Below are 17,506 nucleotides of genomic sequence, written 5' to 3'. Positions count from 1 at the left end.
CCCGTTTCCCGCGAATGTCAAGACGGAGATGGCTGCGGGCGCTGCGGCCTTTCGTCCGTTAACCGGCCATTAACCATACCTCCATAAATCTTTGAGGAATGGCAAATGGTTAGGGGGCCTCATGTCGATCTCACGCCGCGGATTCCTCATCGGCGCGTCTGCATTGCTGGCAGGCTGCGCGACGAACGGCACCAGTGACCGCGCCAACTACGGCGACCGCCTGGACGAGAAGCATCCGCTCCGGGCGATGCCGCTCGACAAGATCAAGCCCGAGCTGCGCCGCCAGGAAGTCGCCTACGATACGTCGCACGCCGCCGGCACCATCGTCGTCGATACGCCGGCGCGCCGTCTCTACTACGTGCTCGGCAACGGCCGGGCGATGCGCTACGGCATCGGCGTCGGCCGGCAGGGCTATTCGCTGGCCGGCAGCGCCTATATCGGCCGCAAGGCCGAATGGCCGAGCTGGACGCCGACGCCCAACATGATCCGCCGCGATCCGAAGAAGAACCTGAAATATGCCGCAGGCGTGCCCGGCGGCATCAATAACCCGCTCGGCGCCCGCGCCATCTATCTCTACCAGAACGGTCGCGACACCATGTTCCGCATCCACGGCACCAACCAGCCGTGGTCCATCGGCCAGGCCATGTCGAGCGGCTGCGTGCGCATGCTCAACCATGACGTGATCGATCTCTACGAGCGCGTTCAGGTGAGCGGCCGCGTCTTCGTCATCCAGGGCCGCCGCGAAGCCTGATCTGAGGCGCTTTCGGCGCCCGTGTCGCATCGGATCAAGGCCGGCTTCGTGCCGGCCTTTCGTTTGCGGGTTGAAAAAGCTGAATTGTATCATACCATTGCCGCCGGAGCCCCACGCGCGGACAATGTGGGGACGGTTCTGCGAATTTGATGTCGCCATGACGCATCGGGGTCAATTCCAGACGCATTCGTACCGGCATTCGACTTTGTAGCTGCAAAAGTCGAGGATGCGGTATCGCGGATCCAGGAGGGCTTCCGGTCCCTTCGGGAACGTTCCGTGGAGGATTACGGGCCTGGCGGCGGCGGTGCGGCGGGGCTCGGACAGACACAACGACACCGCCGCAAAATGAGGGAACGGATATGAAACATCTTCTTGCTTCCACCTGCCTCGTCGCCGGCCTCATGGCCATGACGGGCGCTGCACGCGCCGAATGCGGCGACGTGACCATCGCCAGCATGAACTGGCAGAGCGCCGAGGTCCTCGCCGCACTCGACAAGTTCATCCTGAACGAAGGCTACGGCTGCAATGCCGAGGTCATCGTCGGCGACACGGTTCCGACCATCACCTCGATGATCGAGAAGGGCGACCCGGATCTCGCGCCGGAAGGCTGGGTGGACCTCCTGCCGGACGTCGTCAAGCGCGGCATCGACGAGGGCAAGCTGGTCGGCGCGGCCGTCGCGCTGTCCGACGGCGCTGTCCAGGGCTGGTGGATCCCGAAATACGTCGCCGATGCCCATCCGGACATCAAGACGATCGACGACGCGCTGAAGCACCCGGAACTGTTCCCGGATCCGGAGGACAAGAGCAAGGGCGCCGTTCATAACGGCCCGCAGGGCTGGGGCGGCACGGTCGTGACCGGCCAGCTCTACAAGGCCTATGGCGGGGAAGCCGCGAACTTCACGCTGATCGATACCGGCTCTGCCGCCGGCCTCGACGGCTCCATCGCCAAGGCCTACGAGCGCAAGGAAGGCTGGGTCGGCTACTACTGGGCCCCGACCGCGCTGCTCGGCAAATACGACATGGTGAAGCTCGAGCACGGCGTTCCCTATGATGCGGCCGAGTGGAAGCGCTGCAACACGGTTGCCGATTGCCCGGATCCGAAGAAGAACGACTGGCCGAAGGACACCGTCCAGACGCTCGTGACCAAGCCGTTCTCCGAACGCGCCGGCGAAGACGTCATGGCCTATCTCAACAAGCGCGCCTGGACGAACGCCACGGTCAACAAGCTAATGGCCTGGATGACCGACAACCAGGCGAGCGGCGACGACGGCGCCAAGCACTTCCTCGAAGAGAACGAGGCGCTCTGGAAGGACTGGGTCTCGCCGGAAGCGGCCGAAAAGATCAAGGCCGCGCTCTGAGCGGCTGAACAATCGGGGCGGCGTGTCGCAGGGCACGCCGCCCTTCTTCTTCGTTTTAGCGCATGTCGTTGGCGCAAATCGCCATGCAATTTCCCGCGGCATGCTTCAGGGTTTGGTTCGCAAGCCGGCACAAGACCGGACGGAACCGGAAGGGGATCGACATGGACTGGTTTACGAAATTTCCGACGATGGACGCGAACTCGCTGCGCGACCTCAAGAAGGCGATCGACGAGGGCTTCCGCGCCTTCACCCGCGCCTATGGCGACAGCATCGAAGGCCTCTTCGAACCGTTGCAGCACTTTCTCATCTGGTCCGAGCGCTTCATGACGAAGACGCCCTGGCCGATCATCCTCCTGCTCATCGCGCTGGTCGCCTGGTTTGCCAGCCGCAACTGGAAGATCGTCGCCGGCAGCATCGCCACGCTCCTCGTGATCGGCTATTTCGACATGTGGGACGACACGATGAAGACGGTCTCGATGATCTTCGTCTGTACCGTCCTCTCCATCGTCATCGGCATACCGATCGGCATTCTCATGTCGCGGTCCGACCGGGTGCAGAACGCCATCAACCCGATCCTCGACGTGATGCAGACCATGCCGAGCTTCGTCTATCTGATTCCCGTGGTCATGCTGCTCGGCATCGGCAAGGTTCCGGGCCTCATCGCGGTCGTCATCTACGCCATTCCGCCGATGATCCGTCTCACCAATCTCGGCATCCGCCTCGTCGACAAGGACGTGCTGGAAGCGGCCGACGCCTTCGGCTCGTCGAGCTGGCAGAAGCTGAAGAACGTGCAGATGCCGCTGGCCCTGCCCACCATCATGGCCGGCATCAACCAGACGATCATGATGGCGCTCGCCATGGTGGTCATCGCCTCGATGATCGGCGTGCAGGGCCTCGGCCAGCCGGTGCTGAAGGCGATCTCCAACCAGTATTTCACCCTCGGCATCTTCAACGGCCTCGCCATCGTCGGCATCGCGATCATCTTCGACCGCGTCAGCCAGGCTTTTGGCGCACGGCTGCAGAAGCACCGCGAGATCATCCACGGCTGATCCGGGCAGGAAGCAAGGAAAAGGGCGCCCACGGCTTTTGCCGGGGCGCCCTTTTCGTTTCCGCGTTCGGCGATTATTCCGCCGGGCAGACCGGCGTTGCGGCGCGATCCATCTTTTCCAGCGACAGCGAGAGCAGGAAGACGCCGAAGCCGACGACGGCGGTGGAAGCGCCGACGAAGCCCATCGAGGCGTAGCCGTAGCCGGCGCTGATCGACAGGCCGCCGAAGAACGCGCCGAGCGCATTGGCGACGTTGAAGGCCGAGTGATTGAGCGCGGCGGCGAGCGTCTGGGCATTGCCGGCGACGTCCATCAGGCGCGTCTGGAGGGCGGGACCGACGACGAAGCTGCAGCCGATCAGGAAGCAGCAGAGGCCGAGCAGCACCGGATTGTGCGCGGTCAGCGACAGGCTGACGAGCACGAAGAAATAGAGCACCAGCGACCAGCCGATCGTGCGCATCAGCGACATGTCGGCAAGCTTGGCGCCGAAGATGTTGCCGACGATCATGCCGCCGCCGAAGATCGCCATGAAGACCGGCACCATGCCGACATTGAGCCCGGCGACGTCCGTGACGATCGGCGAGATATAGGTGAAGACCGCGAACATGCCGCAGAAGCCGGTCGCCGCGATGCCGAGTGTCAGCCAGACCTGCCTGCGCCCGAGGGCGCTAAGCTCCGTCAGCGCGTTGATGCCCTTGGGCGCCTTGTCGCGCGGCAGGAAGAGGGCGATCAGCGCGACCGTCAGAAGCCCCGTGATGCCGACGGCGATGAACATGAACTGCCAGTCGAACACCTGGCCGAAGAAGGCGGCGAGCGGCGTGCCGATCAGGGTGGCGACCGTGAGCCCGAGCATGACCTTGCCGACCGCCTGCGTGCGCTTGTTGACCGGCACCATCGACGCGGCGACGAGCGCTGCAACGCCGAAATAGGCCCCGTGCGGCAGGCCGGAGAGGAAGCGGAACAACATGAAGCTCTCGAAGGTCGGCGCGGCGGCGCTGGCAAGGTTGCCGGCGGCGAAGACGCCCATCAGCACCAGCAGGAGGTCGCGGCGGCGGTAGCGCGCGCCGATGACGGCGATGACCGGCGCGCCGACCACCACGCCGAGCGCATAGGCGCTGATCACGTAGCCGGCCTGGGCGGTCGTCACGCCGAAGGTGCCGGCAACGTCCGGCAAGAGGCCCATGATGGCGAACTCGCCGGTGCCGATGCCGAAGCTGCCGACGGCGAGCGCCAGGATGATGAGGGTGACGGTGAGCGCCGGAAGCGGTGGCTGCCCGGAGGAGAGGGCGGCGTTCGGCAGGGGATGTTCGGACACGGGGAGGCTCCGTAGGTATGGCCCACACGGCAAACCGGCGACGAACCCTCACAAGGGCGGCCACTCCTCCTGGCTGCGAATGCGATCTGGTCCGGCCGAAATGGCCTGGATGGGAAAGGGTAAGAATCGATCGGACGGCGTACTCCCGACGCCAGGCGACCGGATTGCACTATATCAAAGTGCCGCGCGCTGCCTACTGCCAATTTTGGCCGAAAATGCAATTGCCGGCGCCGCCGCTTTTCACGAATTGTTGCACTGCCTTTCACCCCCGCCTGTGAATCGCCGCTTTCTCCGTTATCTAATGGAGGACACAGGCGTTCTCGGCCATAAGCGGAGTATGCGAATGAGAGTACAGGCGATTTTCAACAGGGACGGGGGGACGTTCCGCACCACCGACATGGAGGCCTATGCGCGTCATGCGGAAAGGGTCTTCGCGGCGGCAGGGCATCACCTCGACTGTGATATCGTCGAAGGGGCCGATATCGAGATGGCGCTGCACCGCTGCGCCGAGCGCACCGACCTCGACGCGATGCTGGCGGGCGGCGGCGACGGCACGGTGTCGGCGGCGGCCGGCCTTGCCTGGCAGAGCGGAATGCCGCTCGGCATCGTTCCGGCCGGCACGATGAACCTCTTCGCCCGCTCGCTGAAGATCCCGCTCGACATCTGGCAGGCGATCGAGGCGCTGGCCGATGGCGACATCGCCGCCGCCGATATCGGCACGGCCGACGACCGGGCCTTCGTGCACCAGTTTTCCGCCGGTCTGCACGCCCGCATGGTGCGGCTGCGCAACGGGATGACCTACCGCTCCCGGCTCGGCAAGATGGCCGCCAACACCCGCGCGGCCCTCGGCGTCATCTTCAACCCGCCGGAATTCGAGGTGGAGTTCAATGTCGACGGCGTCGAGGAGCACCGCAAGGTCTCGGCCATCAACGTCTCCAACAACCGCTTCGGGGAAAACGGCCTGCTCTATGCCGACGACCTGACGGGTGGCCATCTCGGCTTCTACACCACCAATCCCCTGAAGCCTGCGGGCGTGGCGAAGCTCGCCTTCGACATCCTGCGCGGCAAGCTGCGCGAGAATGCCGACGTCACGGAAATGACCGGTACAGAGGTGGAATTGCACTTTCCCAATGTCGACCGGTCGATCAACTGCGTGATCGACGGCGAACTCCTGCCGATGGACCGCGACGTCTCCATCCGCCTCCATCCGGGCGAACTGAAGGTCATGGTGCCGAAGGTGCAGGCGGAGAACATGGCGACCACGGAGCCGGCGGCCGCCTGAGGCGGTACGGAAGCTTGCCCCTCACCCTAGCCCTCTCCCCGCAAGCGGGGAGAGGGGACGCCCCACGCAGCGTTGAAAGTTTGGGAAACCGGTGCGGCATATCCCCTTCGCCCCGCTTGCGGGGAGAAGGTGGCCGACAGGCCGGATGAGGGGCACCCGCCCCTAACCGTCAAATCCGCGGCAGATAGGTCTGGTAGTCGAAGTCCGACACCGTGCGCAGGAAGGTGATCGCCTCCTTGCGCTTGGTATCGCCGTAGAGCTTCTGATAGGCCGCACCGAAGGCATCGGCGATGAAGGGCGAGGCGGAGAATTCCTCGACCGCCGTCAGGAAGTCGTGCGTCAGGCGCCTGGCGTCGGCCACGTCCTTGCCCGGCTCCGTCACCGGGCCCGGATCGAGGTCGTTTTCGAGGCCGAGCAGGATGCCGCCGAGGATCGCCGTCAAAAGCAGGTAGGGATTGACGTCCGCGCCCGCCACGCGATGCTCGACGCGTGCTGCCGGGCCGTCCTTGTCCGGGATGCGGATGGCGGTGCCGCGGTGGCCGAAGCCCCAGGTGAGGTCGACCGGCGCGAAGGAACCCGGCTGGAAGCGCCGGTAGGAATTGGCGAAGGGCGCGAAGACGAGCTGGGCGTCGCGCATGGTCTGCAGCATGCCGGCGGTGATGGACTTCAGCTTCGTCGGCTCGCCGCCCTTTGCGTCGAGGATGTTGCGGCCGTCCCTGTCAATGATGCTGCAATGGACATGCAGGCCCGAGCCCGCATGCTCGGCATAGGGCTTGGCCATGCAGGTGGACTTCAGGCCGAAGCGGGGCGCGGCAAGTTCCGCTATGCGCTTCAGGTAGATGCAGTCGTCGGCGGCCGCCATGGCGTCCGGCCGGTGCAAGAGGTTGATCTCGAACTGGCCGGGGCCGAATTCGGCGGTCGTCGCATCGGCGGGCAGGTCCATCGCCTTCGCCCAGCTCCGCACGGTCTGGAGATAGCCGTCGAGCGCATCCGTCGCGCGCATGTCGTAGAGCTGGAAACCGTTCGGCTCGCCGCGATACATCAGGGCCGCCGGCGGGCGCGGCTTGCCGGTCTCGCGCCAGTCGTCCTCGACCACGTAGAATTCGAGCTCGGTCGCCACGACCGGTGTCAAACCCTTGTCTTCGAAACGCTTCAGCATGCGCCCGAGAATGGCGCGCGGGTCCATGAAGGAGGCGCTGCCGTCGAATTCGTGCATGGTGGCGAGCACCTGGCGCGAGCCTTCCGGCGCCCAGGGCATGGCCGCCAGCGAGCGGCGGTCGGGGATGCACAGGCCGTCGGGATCGCCGACGGAGATGGAAAGGCCGGTGATGTCGTCATTGTCGTCGCCCCAGATATCGAGCGACTGGGTGGAGGAGGGCAGGCGCACGGAACCGTCCCAGATCTTCTTCTCGCCTTCCAGTGGAACCTGCTTGCCGCGCAGGTCCCCGTTCATGCCGATGAGGAGGATTTCGATACGGGCCGGGGCATCGATAGGGGCGTTGGCGCGCGGCGAACCGGCTGCCGTCTTGTCGTTTGTCATGGTGCCTGCTTTTGGTTTGGCGGGAAGCAAGGACAGGAAATTTTGCGTGCGCTCGATCTCTTGCCAAATGCCTGTTGTATGGGCATTTTCGTAGCCCATTCTGTCTCGCCGTTCAATAAGGCGGGGCCTACCCCCAAGGATGTAGTCAAATGTCGAACAGCAGTGCAGCAGTCGCTTCCAACCTCGGTGCCCTCGATGCCGCTCATCATCTTCATCCCTTCTCGGACATGAAGAAGCTGAACGCGACGGGCACGCGCATCATCGAGCGGGGCGAGGGCTCCTATATCTTCGACAATCACGGCAAGCGCTATCTCGACGGCTTCGCCGGTCTCTGGTGCGTCAATATTGGCTATGGCCGCAAGGAGATCGCCGACGCGGTCATGCGCCAGATGAACGAGCTGCCCTATTACAACACCTTCTTCGGCACCACGACGCCGCCGGCCGTGCTGCTCGCCCAGAAGATCACCTCGCATGCCGGCCCGAACATCAACCGCGTCTTCTTCACCGGCTCGGGCTCCGAGGCCAACGACACCTGGTTCCGCATGGCCCGCGTCTACTGGGGCGCCATGGGCAAGCCGACCAAGAAGGCGATCATCGCCCGCAAGAACGGCTATCACGGCTCCACCGTCGCCGGCGCCTCGCTCGGCGGCATGAAGTGGATGCACGAGCAGGGGGATCTGCCGATCGCCGGCGTCCACCATATCGACCAGCCCTTCTGGTACGGCGAGGGCGGCGACCTTTCGTCCGACGAGTTCGGCCTGAAGATGGCCCGCCAGCTGGAAGAGAAGATCGACCAGCTCGGCGAGGACAATGTCGCCGCCTTCGTCGCCGAGCCGATCCAGGGCGCGGGCGGCGTCATCGTGCCGCCGGCCACCTACTGGCCGGAGATCGCCCGCATCTGCAAGGCGCGCAACATCCTGCTCGTGACGGACGAAGTGATCTGCGGCTTCGGCCGCACCGGCCACTGGTTCGGCCACCAGCATTTCGGCGTCGAGCCGGACCTCGCGCCCATCGCCAAGGGCCTCTCCTCCGGCTACCTGCCCATCGGCGGCGTCATGGTCTCCGATCGCGTCGGCAATGTGCTGGTCGAGGAAGTGGGCGACTTCAACCACGGCTTCACCTATTCCGGCCACCCGGTCTGCGCGGCTGCCGCGCTGGAGAACCTGCGCATCATCGAGGACGAGAAGCTGGTCGAGCGCGTCCACGACGACATCGGCCCCTATCTCGCCGCCGGTCTCAAGTCGCTGGAGGACCTGCCGATCGTTGGCGAGGTCCAGCAGGTCGGCCTGATGGCCGCCGTCCAGCTCGCCGAGGACAAGGCGACCCGCAAGCGCTTCGAGGACAAGGAAAAGGCCGGCGTGACCGTCCGCAACCATTGCCTGGAAAACGGCCTGGTCCTGCGCGCCACCGGTGACCGCATGCTCTTCTCCCCGCCGCTCGTCATCACCCATGCCGAGGTCGACCAGATGATCGACATCACGCGCAAGGGGCTGGAACATGCCTGGAAGGTAATGGTGGGCTGAGGGATCGGCCGGCAATTCCATAAGGATGGAGGACAAGGGATGACAGGCAGGGTTTTGCTCCTTCTCGCCGGCGCCCTGATGGGCGCGACGGCCGTGATCGGCCCGGCGGGCGCCGCCGGCAAGTCCACATACGAGCAGCTTGCCATCTTCGGCGAGGTGCTCGAGCGGATCGAGCGCGAATATGTGACGCCGCCGAAGGAAGACGAGCTCATCGAGAACGCCATCAACGGCATGCTCACCTCGCTCGACCCGCATTCCTCCTACATGAACGCCGAGGCCGCCGAGGATGCGCGCACCGAATTGCGCGGCGAGTTCGGCGGCCTCGGCATCCAGGTGACGATGGAGGACGGGCGGGTCAAGGTCATCGCTCCCATGGACGATACGCCCGCGGCGAAGGCCGGCGTTCTGGCTGGCGACTATATCTCCGAAATCGACGGCCAGTCCCTGAGCGGCCTGAAGCTCGACGAGGCGGTGGAGAAGATGCGCGGTCCGGTCGATACGCTGATCACGCTGACGCTCATCCGCGAGGGCGCCGACAAGCCGATTACGCTGACCATCGTGCGCGACATCATCGCCGTGGAGGCCGTGAAGTTCCGCGTCGAGAACGATGTCGGCTATCTGCGTGTCATCTCCTTCACCGAAAGGACCTATGACGACCTGGAGGCTGCGATCGCCAGGATCAAGGAAGACGTGCCGGCCGACAGGCTGAAGGGCTACGTGCTGGACCTCCGTCTCAATCCCGGCGGCCTGGTCGATCAGGCGATCGCCGTCTCCGATGCCTTCCTGGAGCGCGGCGAGGTCGTCTCGACCCGCAGCCGCAACGAGGACGAGACCCACCGTTACAATGCGACTGAAGGTGACCTCACCGATAACAAGCCCGTCGTCGTGCTGGTGAACGGCGGCTCGGCCTCGGCTGCGGAAATCGTCGCCGGCGCATTGCAGGACCTGCGCCGCGCCACCGTCGTCGGCACCCGTTCCTTCGGCAAGGGCTCGGTCCAGACCATCATCCCGATGGGCGATGCCGGTGCCCTGCGCCTGACGACGGCGCTCTACTACACGCCGTCCGGCAAATCGATCCAGGGCACCGGCATCACGCCGGACATCACGGTCGAGCAGCCTCTCCCGCCCGAGCTTCAGGGCAGGGATGAGACCGCCGGCGAATCGAGCCTGCCCGGTCATATCCAGGGCCAGAGCGAGACGGATGCCGGTTCGGGCTCGTCCGCCTACGTTCCGCCGGAAGCCAAGGACGACGTCCAGCTCCAATACGCGCTTGAACTCCTGCGCGGCGAGAAGACGGATCCGTCCTTCCCGCCGGATCAGGAAAGGGCGTTCTCCCTCAGGTGAACGGCTCCGCCTACTGGAACGCCGTCTCGAAGAAGCTTCTCAGCTTGCGGGAATGCAGCTTTTCCGTCGGCATGCCGGCGAGTTTTTCCAGCGCCCGGATGCCGATCCTCAGGTGCTGGTTGACCTGGGTTCGGTAGAAGGCCGTCGCCATGCCGGGCAGTTTCAGCTCGCCGTGCAGCGGCTTGTCGGAAACGCACAGCAGCGTGCCGTAGGGCACACGGAAGCGGAAGCCGTTGGCGGCGATGGTCGCAGATTCCATGTCGAGCGCGATGGCGCGCGACTGGGAAAGCCGCTTCACCGGTCCGCGCTGGTCGCGCAGCTCCCAGTTGCGGTTGTCGATGGTCGCGACGGTGCCGGTGCGCATGATGCGCTTGAGATCGTAGCCCTGGAGGCCCGTGACCTCCTCTACCGCGCTTTCCAGCGCCACCTGCACCTCGGCGAGCGCCGGGATCGGCACCCAGACCGGCAGGTCGTCGTCGAGCACGTGGTCCTCGCGCACATAGGCATGGGCGAGCACATAGTCGCCGAGCGTCTGGCTGTTCCTGAGGCCCGCGCAATGGCCGAGCATCAGCCAGGCATGCGGGCGCAGCACGGCGATATGGTCGGTGATCGTCTTGGCGTTGGAGGGGCCGACGCCGATATTGACCAGCGTGATGCCGCCATGGCCCTTCTTCTTGATGTGGTAGGCCGGCATCTGCGGCAGGCGGCCGGGGGTGATGTTGGGCTCCGGCTTGTCGGAACCGGCCGGGGTGATGATGTTGCCGGGCTCGACGAAGGCCGTGTAGCCGTTGCCGCCCTCCGCCATCTGCTGGCGCGCCCATTCGCAGAATTCGTCGACATAGAACTGGTAGTTCGTGAAGAGCACGAAATTCTGGAAATGATTGGCCCTGGTCGCCGTGTAGTGGCTGAGGCGGGCGAGCGAATAATCGACGCGCTGCGCGGTGAAGGGCGCAAGCGGCGAGGGCTCGCCCGGGCCGGGCTCATAGGAGCCGTTGGCGATCTCGTCGTCGGTATTGGTCAGGTCCGGCGCGTCGAAGAGGTCGCGCAGCGGAAGCTCGATGCCTTCGGCGACTTCCGCCTCAACATGGGCCCCTTCGCCGAAGGCGAAATGCAGCGGGATCGGCGTCGTCGATTCCGAGACGATGACGCGCACCCCGTGATTGCGCATCAGGAGGCCGAGCTGTTCCTTGAGGTAATGCCGGAAGAGCTTTGGCCGGGTGATCGTCGTCGTATAGACGCCGGGCGAGGCGACATAACCGTAGGACAGGCGGGAATCGACATGACCGAAGCTCGTCGTCTCGATGCTGACCTGCGGATAGCAGGCGCGGAAGCGCGTTTCCGGCGTGCCGGTCCGGCCGAGCGAGACGAAGGCGTCGGTGAGGAATTTCGTATTGCGCTCGTAGAGCGCCTCGAGGGCATCGACGGCGGCGACCGGATCGTCGAAGGAGCGCGGCTCATAAGGCTCGGGCGTGGCGAAGGAAAGCGGTTTCGGCGAGAAGGTTCGTTTGCTCATGAATCACTATAGTTGTTGTTATTTGACAAGCAAACGACAAGTTCCGCGCGCCCGCAAGCCCCGGGGTAAGGACGCTGCGGCGCCATGCCCATAGCGGCGTGAAAACAGGAGGATAGGGGGGCGGCACCCTATCGCGGGGCGGCGAGAACGATGCCCGCGCCGACCAGCGCAAGCGTCGCGCCGGCAAGGTCGAAGCGGTCGGGGCGCATGCCCTCGGCAAGCCAGAGCCAGAGCAGCGAGGCGGCGATATAGACGCCGCCATAGGCGGCATAGGCGCGGCCCGCAAAGGCGCTGTCGACCTGCGCCAGCAGCCAGCCGAAAAGGGCGAGCGAGGCCATGCCGGGGATGAGCCACAGGATGGACTTGTCGAGCCGCCACCAGGCCCAGAAGGCGAAGCAGCCGGCAATCTCGGCAAGGGCGGCGGCGGAAAAGACGAGAAGGGATTTCATTCGGTGCTCCGGGCTGGCGGCGAGAGGCCGGCCCGGTTTAGCACGGAACGGGAAAAGACGAAGCCTGCCTCAGCTCATCGACTGACGCTGGAGTGTGACGAAAAGCACGAGGCCCGCGCTCTGCTTGGTGATGCCGAGGCCGCCCGCATTGCTCCAGGCGAGCGCCCCGACCGGGGTGATCATCATCGCGCAAAGCGTCAGGATGCGCAGCAGCATGGTCGAGGTGTGGGCGAGGGCGGCGATCATCGGGTTTCGTCCGGCAGGCGAGGTCGGGTCAGAGCGAGGCGCGGCACATGCTCGGCGTGGAGCAGGCGATGAGCTTGCCGGTGCCGTTGTGCGTGCTGCGGCGATAGTCCGTCTCGACGGCGGCGGCCAGCATGATGGCGAAGACGGCCATGAGCAGGGTGATGATCGTGAGGCGGCGTGCGAGGATGTCCATGGTGATGTCCCTCATCCAGATGTTTCGGTGTAGCCGTTTTCGCACCTCAGGACTGAACGGTCCCTGAGAGGCCGGTTCATCTCCCGTTCAGGAAAGGTGTGATTCGGTTTTCGGAAAGGGACGGGGCGTCGATGAAGCCTTGAAATCAGCGGCTTGAGCGAGGACGTGCGGCTGAAATGGACAAGCCGGCGCGGGGCGCCGGCTTTAACATGGAGCTTCGAAAATGTGCTTCGACGGTCGCGGCCTGGCCGTTCACAGCCGCGTCCAGGTCTGCGACTTGCAGAGAACGGCCAGGACGCAGCCCTTCATGCGCAGGGAATTGCCGCTGACGGCGCCGGAGCCGCTATAGGTCTTGTCCGTCTCCGGGTCGGTGATCGAGCCGCTATAGTCGGCGCCCGTGCCGTCGAGCTTGCCGATGCGCTTTCCGGCATGCTTGCCCGTCTTCAGCGTGATGCAGTAGCTGCCGCCGCATTTGGCGATGGCGGCGGTGGCGCCGCTTGCCGTCTTCCAGTTGCCCTCGATCGGTTCGGCGGCCAGCGCGATGCTTGGCGCCGCCAGAAGCGCGGCGGCGACGATCCATGTCCTCGGTTTCATTCTCTTCCTCCTCCGGAATGACGGCCGAAAGATATCTTACGGGCACGTAAAGATAAATATGCCTTTCGCGCGGATTTCAGGCGTCTTGAAGGGGGATAGACCGACGAAAAAACGCGAGGGTGAAGGATGCGGTCGTTTGCCGTGGTTAGCGAAGGGTTGAAATCGGCGGTTGAACAATCGGTAAATTTTTATGCGAATGCCGCCGTTTCCAGGGGATGCGATGTTTAACGAAAATCCAATTTTACCAAGCGTTTGGATTTTGTTCGTCTCAAATTAAGCATGCATTTTAAGCGCATTTTGAAAGGCCCGCGGCATAGTGGAGCCATAAGACGAGCACGGAAAACCGGGCCGCAAAACTCCGAAGGAAGACCGAGCCGCAGAAGACGGCAGGCGCCTAAGGAGGCCCGAAAAGGGCGAAAAACAGGGCAATACGGCAGTAAACCAAAGAAGACAGGGACAATCGAAATGGCACGCTTTGACTTTCAGACCATCGAAACGGCCGCCACGATGGGCGGCGAGAACCGCGCCGAAATCTTCTGCGACATGGGCCTCATGTATGCGACGGGCCGGGGCTGCGACATCGACCTCGTCCAGGCCCACAAGTGGCTGAACATTGCCGCCATCAAGGGTTGCGACCGCGCCGCCGAGCTGCGCGCCGACCTTGCGGCGACGATGACGAAAAGTGACCTCGTAGAGGCGCTGCGCGCCGCCCGCGAATGGATGACGGTGCATTGAGGGGATGAGGCAATAGGCAGTAGGGGGGCGGCTGGCATGTCCGTACTGCCTACTGCCTAATTGCCTACTGCCGCCAGAACCTGCGGCAATGCCGCCTCCAGCAATGCCATGTCCTCCTGCGTCCCGACGCTGATGCGGATGCATCGGTTGAGGGGCGCGATGCCGGGCATGCGGATGAAGACGCCGTGCTCCATCAGCCCGTCGACGATGGCCTTGGCACGGGTGCCGTCCCGGCCGCAATCGACGGTGACGAAATTGGTGGCGGAGGCAAGCGGCAGAAGCCCGTTGGCCCGGGCGATCCCCGCGATGCGCTCGCGGGATGCGGCGATGCGGGCGATGACGTCCGCCAGATAGGCCTGGTCCTTGAGGGCGGCGAGCGCGCCCTGCACCGAGATCCGTGACATGCCGAAATGGTTGCGGATCTTGTCGAAGGCCTGTGCGTTGCCGAGCGTGCCGATCGCATAGCCGATGCGCGCGCCGGCAAGGCCGTAGGCCTTGGAGAAGGTGCGCATGCGCAGCACGTTCGGCTGGCCGATCAGCGCGCCGATGGGCGGGATGGTCCCGGCCGGCGCGGTTTCCCCATAGGCTTCGTCGAGGATGAGCAGCGTCGTTTCCGGCAGCGCCCGCGCGAAGGAGACGACGCTGTCGGCATCCCACCAGCTTCCCATCGGATTGTCGGGATTGGCGAAATAGACGAGCGGCGCGTCTTCGCGGCGCACCGCCTCGAGAAGGCCGTCGAGGTCTTCCCGGTCGCCGGCATAGGGCACGGTGACGAGCCGGCCGCCGAAACCGTTCACATGGTAGTTGAAGGTCGGATAGCCGCCGAGCGAGGTGACAACCGGCGCGCCCGGCTCGATGACGAGCCTTGCGATCTCGCCGAGCAGGCCGTCGATGCCGCCGCCGACGGCGATGTTGTCGCGTGAGATGCCGTGGGCAAGGGCCAGCGCCTCGCGCAGCTCGAAATTCTCCGGATCGCTGTACATCCACGTGGTTTCAGCCGCTGCGCGCATCGCCTCCAGCACGGAAGGGGCGGGGCCGAAGCCGCTTTCGTTCGCCCCGATGCGCGCCTTCACGGCAAGGCCGCGATTGCGCTCGATGGCTTCCGGCCCGACGAAGGGAACGGTGGCGGGCAGGGACTGGGCGAGGGCGGTGAAACGGGAGAATGCGGACATGAATGAAGGCGCCTGGTATCGATGAACGGGGGAACCGGCTGCCGGACGGAGAAATGCCCGCCGGAATCGGTCTTCCACGGGCACCCTATCCAATAATGGCGGAAGGCGAAACGCTCAGGTGGCCGCCGAGCCGAGGCCGGCTCTTTCGACGCCCGCCATGTAGCGGCGCTCCTCCTGCTTCGGGCGGGTGTTGTTGACGCCGCCGGTAAAGTAGTCGGAGCGAACGATGGTGTGGAGCAGCTCCTCGTCGATTTCCTTGATGAACTGCACGCCGATGCGGCTGTCGTTGCGATAGACCTCGGCGCAGCCGATGCGCGAGGCGACGCCGACGACGGAGAGATAATAATGCAGCGGAAGGCCGATCGTGGTGGACACGACGAAGCTCGCGCCGCCCTGCGAAATGTCGATGAGCTTGCAGCTGCGCAGCTTCGGCGCCGCGAGGTCGAAGCCGACCGTCATCAGCATGCCCTGCCGGTTCACGGCAAAGCGCTCCCACTTGCGCTCGTAAAGTCCCGCGGTGGAGCGCGGATCGGCACCCAAACTCATTGCCATACTCCCGGTAGGGGGACATCATGTCCTGAAGATGGGCGAAGTGTCGCAGGGGACCGTTTTGTTTCGCTGAAACAAATGCTTAAAAATTTATCGGCCCGGATTTTTGCTGAAGGCCGCTTCAGTCGTCCTGCGCGGGGACCGTCCGGCCGAGCACCAGATTGAGGAAATCCGTGTCGAGGAACATGTTGAAGCGCACGGTCATATCCTCGCCTTCGCGCTTGAATTCCGTGCAGGGGATGCCGTCCCGGATGCCCTGGATCTCCAGATAGAAATTCTCGGGCAATTCCAGCGCCTTGTTGATCGAGATCGCCGCGCCGGCGCTCGAAATGCTGCGCACCAGGCAGGTATAGCGCTGCGCCGTGCTGAGGTGATGGCCGATCGGGGTGATGAAGCCGGGCTTGTCGAGGCGATACGGGACGAAGCTGCGCTTGGGATGGCGCAGGCGAAGCTGCTCGTGGACGGTTTCGAGGGGCATGGTTCCCTCCCGCTTCTGTTGCCGGGTTTCGACTGTATCGAAACGGGATGGATAAAAGATGAAAACGGCCGCCCGCATTTTAGCAGGCGGCCGCCGGAAACCGTAAAGACGGGAAAGACTTACTGGAACGCCTGAAGCCCCGTCTGCGCGCGGCCGAGGATCAGCGCGTGGATGTCGTGCGTGCCCTCATAGGTGTTGACGGCCTCGAGGTTCATGACGTGGCGGATGACGCCGTACTCGTCGGAGACGCCGTTGCCGCCGTGCATGTCGCGGGAAACGCGGGCGATATCGAGCGCCTTGCCGCAATTGTTGCGCTTCATCAGCGAGATCAGTTCGGCCGGGGCGCGGTGCTCGTCGAACAGGCGGCCGAGGCGCAGCGCGCCCTGCAGGCCGAGCGCGATCTCGGTCTCCATGTCTGCCAGCTTCTTCTGGATGAGCTGGGTGGCGGCGAGCGGCTTGCCGAACTGCTTGCGATCAAGCGTGTACTGGCGGGCGGCGTGCCAGCAGAACTCGGCGGCGCCCATCGCGCCCCAGGCGATGCCGTAGCGGGCGCGGTTGAGGCAGCCGAACGGGCCTGCAAGGCCGGCGACTTCCGGCAGCAGGTTCTCGTCGGGAACGAAGACGTCCTGCATCATGATCATGCCGGTGACGGAGGCGCGCAGCGAGAACTTGCCCTCGATCTTCGGCGTCTCGAAGCCCTTCATGCCGCGTTCCAGCACGAAGCCCTTGATCTTGCCGTCATGCGCGTCGGACTTGGCCCAGACGACCGCGACATCGGCGATCGGCGAATTGGTGATCCAGTTCTTGGCGCCCGAGACGAGATAGCCGCCATCCACCTTCTTCGCGCGGGTGATCATCGAGGAGGGGTCCGAGCCATGGTCCGGCTCGGTGAGGCCGAAGCAGCCGACCCATTCGCCGGAGGCGAGCTTGGGGAGGTACTTCCTGCGCGTCTCTTCCGTGCCGTAGGCGAAGATCGGGTGCATGACGAGGGAGGACTGCACGGACATGGCCGAGCGGTAGCCGGAATCGACGCGCTCGACTTCGCGGGCGACGAGGCCGTAGGAGACGTAGTTGGCGCCGACGCCGCCGTATTCCTCCGGCACGGTCGGGCCGAGCAGGCCGAGTTCGCCCATCTCGCTCATGATCTCGCGGTGGAACACTTCATGACGGTTCGCCTCGGTGACGCGCGAGGCCAGCTTGTCCTGGCAATAGGCGCGGGCCGTGTCGCGGATCATGCGCTCTTCGTCGGTCAGCTGGTCCTCAAGGAGGAAGGGGTCGGCCCAGTCGAAGGGCGCCATCTTGGCGCGGGCCTGTTCCGGAGTGACGCCGTGGTGCTCGCTCATTGCTTCCATCCTGTCGCGGTTTTGTCGTTGCAGAAGTGCTACATCAGCTTGCCTTCATCCGAAAGGGCGGGAACG

General features: G+C 64.7%; 18 protein-coding genes. 7 read left to right on the top strand and 11 right to left on the bottom strand.

The genetic code is table 11. The features are described 5' to 3' along the window. Nucleotides 1–121: 121 nt before the first annotated feature. The 3 genes from DSD28_RS23600 (at nucleotide 122) to DSD28_RS23590 (ending at nucleotide 3,158) form a co-directional block, all read left to right on the top strand. On the top strand, nucleotides 122–751 hold the full coding sequence (locus tag DSD28_RS23600; RefSeq protein ID WP_119258872.1) for a L,D-transpeptidase: 630 nt from the start codon (nucleotides 122–124) through the stop codon (nucleotides 749–751). 359 nt (nucleotides 752–1,110) lie between these two features. Next, nucleotides 1,111–2,109, top strand: a complete 999-nt coding sequence (locus tag DSD28_RS23595; RefSeq protein ID WP_119258871.1) for an ABC transporter substrate-binding protein — start codon at nucleotides 1,111–1,113, stop codon at nucleotides 2,107–2,109. A 161-nt stretch (nucleotides 2,110–2,270) separates the two neighbouring features. Beyond that, the gene (locus DSD28_RS23590) at nucleotides 2,271–3,158 is read left to right on the top strand and encodes an ABC transporter permease (RefSeq protein ID WP_119258870.1); all 888 of its coding nucleotides are present in this window, start codon (nucleotides 2,271–2,273) and stop codon (nucleotides 3,156–3,158) included. A gap of 73 nt (nucleotides 3,159–3,231) precedes the next feature. On the opposite strand, the gene DSD28_RS23585 is transcribed toward DSD28_RS23590, so the two are convergent. After that, the gene (locus DSD28_RS23585; protein ID WP_119258869.1) at nucleotides 3,232–4,470 is read right to left on the bottom strand and encodes an MFS transporter; all 1,239 of its coding nucleotides are present in this window, start codon (nucleotides 4,468–4,470) and stop codon (nucleotides 3,232–3,234) included. A gap of 343 nt (nucleotides 4,471–4,813) precedes the next feature. On the opposite strand from DSD28_RS23585, the gene DSD28_RS23580 reads away from it, so the two are divergent. Continuing rightward, nucleotides 4,814–5,752 (top strand): diacylglycerol/lipid kinase family protein, encoded by a 939-nt coding sequence (locus DSD28_RS23580; protein WP_119258868.1) that lies wholly within the window; start codon nucleotides 4,814–4,816, stop codon nucleotides 5,750–5,752. Between the two features lie 169 nt (nucleotides 5,753–5,921). Here DSD28_RS23580 and DSD28_RS23575 read toward each other — a convergent pair whose 3' ends face one another. Beyond that, the gene (locus DSD28_RS23575; protein ID WP_119258928.1) at nucleotides 5,922–7,292 is read right to left on the bottom strand and encodes a glutamine synthetase family protein; all 1,371 of its coding nucleotides are present in this window, start codon (nucleotides 7,290–7,292) and stop codon (nucleotides 5,922–5,924) included. Between the two features lie 149 nt (nucleotides 7,293–7,441). On the opposite strand from DSD28_RS23575, the gene DSD28_RS23570 reads away from it, so the two are divergent. After that, a complete protein-coding gene (locus DSD28_RS23570; protein ID WP_119258867.1) occupies nucleotides 7,442–8,815 on the top strand; it encodes an aspartate aminotransferase family protein in 1,374 nt (457 codons plus the stop codon). Between the two features lie 39 nt (nucleotides 8,816–8,854). Next, the gene (locus tag DSD28_RS23565; protein WP_119258866.1) at nucleotides 8,855–10,159 is read left to right on the top strand and encodes a S41 family peptidase; all 1,305 of its coding nucleotides are present in this window, start codon (nucleotides 8,855–8,857) and stop codon (nucleotides 10,157–10,159) included. A gap of 10 nt (nucleotides 10,160–10,169) precedes the next feature. On the opposite strand, the gene DSD28_RS23560 is transcribed toward DSD28_RS23565, so the two are convergent. From DSD28_RS23560 to DSD28_RS23545, 5 genes are all read right to left on the bottom strand, one after another. Continuing rightward, on the bottom strand, nucleotides 10,170–11,672 hold the full coding sequence (locus DSD28_RS23560; RefSeq protein ID WP_119258865.1) for an AMP nucleosidase: 1,503 nt from the start codon (nucleotides 11,670–11,672) through the stop codon (nucleotides 10,170–10,172). Nucleotides 11,673–11,800: 128 nt separating this feature from the next. Beyond that, nucleotides 11,801–12,121 (bottom strand): YnfA family protein, encoded by a 321-nt coding sequence (locus tag DSD28_RS23555; RefSeq protein ID WP_119258864.1) that lies wholly within the window; start codon nucleotides 12,119–12,121, stop codon nucleotides 11,801–11,803. Between the two features lie 69 nt (nucleotides 12,122–12,190). Then, nucleotides 12,191–12,367, bottom strand: a complete 177-nt coding sequence (locus DSD28_RS26070; RefSeq protein WP_162911523.1) for a hypothetical protein — start codon at nucleotides 12,365–12,367, stop codon at nucleotides 12,191–12,193. Nucleotides 12,368–12,395: 28 nt separating this feature from the next. Continuing rightward, nucleotides 12,396–12,560 (bottom strand): hypothetical protein, encoded by a 165-nt coding sequence (locus tag DSD28_RS23550; protein WP_162911522.1) that lies wholly within the window; start codon nucleotides 12,558–12,560, stop codon nucleotides 12,396–12,398. Nucleotides 12,561–12,812: 252 nt separating this feature from the next. After that, on the bottom strand, nucleotides 12,813–13,154 hold the full coding sequence (locus tag DSD28_RS23545; protein WP_119258862.1) for a DUF2147 domain-containing protein: 342 nt from the start codon (nucleotides 13,152–13,154) through the stop codon (nucleotides 12,813–12,815). 465 nt (nucleotides 13,155–13,619) lie between these two features. Between DSD28_RS23545 and DSD28_RS23540 the strand changes: the two genes are divergently transcribed. Further along, complete coding sequence (locus tag DSD28_RS23540; protein ID WP_119258861.1) at nucleotides 13,620–13,889, top strand: SEL1-like repeat protein; 270 nt, start codon at nucleotides 13,620–13,622, stop codon at nucleotides 13,887–13,889. Nucleotides 13,890–13,945: 56 nt separating this feature from the next. Here the strand turns inward: DSD28_RS23540 and DSD28_RS23535 are convergent, their stop codons facing one another. The 4 genes from DSD28_RS23535 to DSD28_RS23520 all read right to left on the bottom strand — a co-directional run bounded on the left by DSD28_RS23535 (nucleotide 13,946) and on the right by DSD28_RS23520 (nucleotide 17,431). After that, nucleotides 13,946–15,061: a pyridoxal phosphate-dependent aminotransferase gene (locus tag DSD28_RS23535; RefSeq protein ID WP_119258860.1), complete on the bottom strand. Its 1,116-nt coding sequence runs from the start codon at nucleotides 15,059–15,061 to the stop codon at nucleotides 13,946–13,948. Between the two features lie 114 nt (nucleotides 15,062–15,175). Continuing rightward, nucleotides 15,176–15,607 (bottom strand): PilZ domain-containing protein, encoded by a 432-nt coding sequence (locus DSD28_RS23530; RefSeq protein ID WP_205536231.1) that lies wholly within the window; start codon nucleotides 15,605–15,607, stop codon nucleotides 15,176–15,178. A gap of 124 nt (nucleotides 15,608–15,731) precedes the next feature. Then, entirely contained in the window at nucleotides 15,732–16,088 is a 357-nt protein-coding gene (locus tag DSD28_RS23525; protein ID WP_245424920.1) for a hypothetical protein, read from the bottom strand. A 119-nt stretch (nucleotides 16,089–16,207) separates the two neighbouring features. Next, the gene (locus tag DSD28_RS23520; protein ID WP_119258859.1) at nucleotides 16,208–17,431 is read right to left on the bottom strand and encodes an acyl-CoA dehydrogenase; all 1,224 of its coding nucleotides are present in this window, start codon (nucleotides 17,429–17,431) and stop codon (nucleotides 16,208–16,210) included. Nucleotides 17,432–17,506 lie beyond the last annotated feature (75 nt).

This window comes from Shinella zoogloeoides, from assembly GCF_003574625.1.
In the GTDB taxonomy this organism is placed as follows: domain Bacteria; phylum Pseudomonadota; class Alphaproteobacteria; order Rhizobiales; family Rhizobiaceae; genus Shinella; species Shinella zoogloeoides_A.
This window is presented reverse-complemented; position numbering and strand designations above follow the sequence as displayed.

Bases quoted from the DNA above. Each gene is read 5' to 3' on its own strand.
- DSD28_RS23595 (WP_119258871.1), top strand. From the start codon at position 1,111: ATGAAACATCTTCTTGCTTCCACCTGCCTCGTCGCCGGCCTCATGGCC.
- DSD28_RS23530 (WP_205536231.1), bottom strand. From the start codon at position 15,607: ATGAGTTTGGGTGCCGATCCGCGCTCCACCGCGGGACTTTACGAGCGC.
- DSD28_RS23545 (WP_119258862.1), bottom strand. From the start codon at position 13,154: ATGAAACCGAGGACATGGATCGTCGCCGCCGCGCTTCTGGCGGCGCCA.
- DSD28_RS26070 (WP_162911523.1), bottom strand. From the start codon at position 12,367: ATGATCGCCGCCCTCGCCCACACCTCGACCATGCTGCTGCGCATCCTG.
- DSD28_RS23555 (WP_119258864.1), bottom strand. From the start codon at position 12,121: ATGAAATCCCTTCTCGTCTTTTCCGCCGCCGCCCTTGCCGAGATTGCC.
- DSD28_RS23560 (WP_119258865.1), bottom strand. From the start codon at position 11,672: ATGAGCAAACGAACCTTCTCGCCGAAACCGCTTTCCTTCGCCACGCCC.
- DSD28_RS23570 (WP_119258867.1), top strand. From the start codon at position 7,442: ATGTCGAACAGCAGTGCAGCAGTCGCTTCCAACCTCGGTGCCCTCGAT.
- DSD28_RS23575 (WP_119258928.1), bottom strand. From the start codon at position 7,292: ATGACAAACGACAAGACGGCAGCCGGTTCGCCGCGCGCCAACGCCCCT.
- DSD28_RS23565 (WP_119258866.1), top strand. From the start codon at position 8,855: ATGACAGGCAGGGTTTTGCTCCTTCTCGCCGGCGCCCTGATGGGCGCG.
- DSD28_RS23535 (WP_119258860.1), bottom strand. From the start codon at position 15,061: ATGTCCGCATTCTCCCGTTTCACCGCCCTCGCCCAGTCCCTGCCCGCC.
- DSD28_RS23600 (WP_119258872.1), top strand. From the start codon at position 122: ATGTCGATCTCACGCCGCGGATTCCTCATCGGCGCGTCTGCATTGCTG.
- DSD28_RS23580 (WP_119258868.1), top strand. From the start codon at position 4,814: ATGAGAGTACAGGCGATTTTCAACAGGGACGGGGGGACGTTCCGCACC.
- DSD28_RS23540 (WP_119258861.1), top strand. From the start codon at position 13,620: ATGGCACGCTTTGACTTTCAGACCATCGAAACGGCCGCCACGATGGGC.
- DSD28_RS23525 (WP_245424920.1), bottom strand. From the start codon at position 16,088: ATGCCCCTCGAAACCGTCCACGAGCAGCTTCGCCTGCGCCATCCCAAG.
- DSD28_RS23550 (WP_162911522.1), bottom strand. From the start codon at position 12,560: ATGGACATCCTCGCACGCCGCCTCACGATCATCACCCTGCTCATGGCC.
- DSD28_RS23590 (WP_119258870.1), top strand. From the start codon at position 2,271: ATGGACTGGTTTACGAAATTTCCGACGATGGACGCGAACTCGCTGCGC.
- DSD28_RS23520 (WP_119258859.1), bottom strand. From the start codon at position 17,431: ATGAGCGAGCACCACGGCGTCACTCCGGAACAGGCCCGCGCCAAGATG.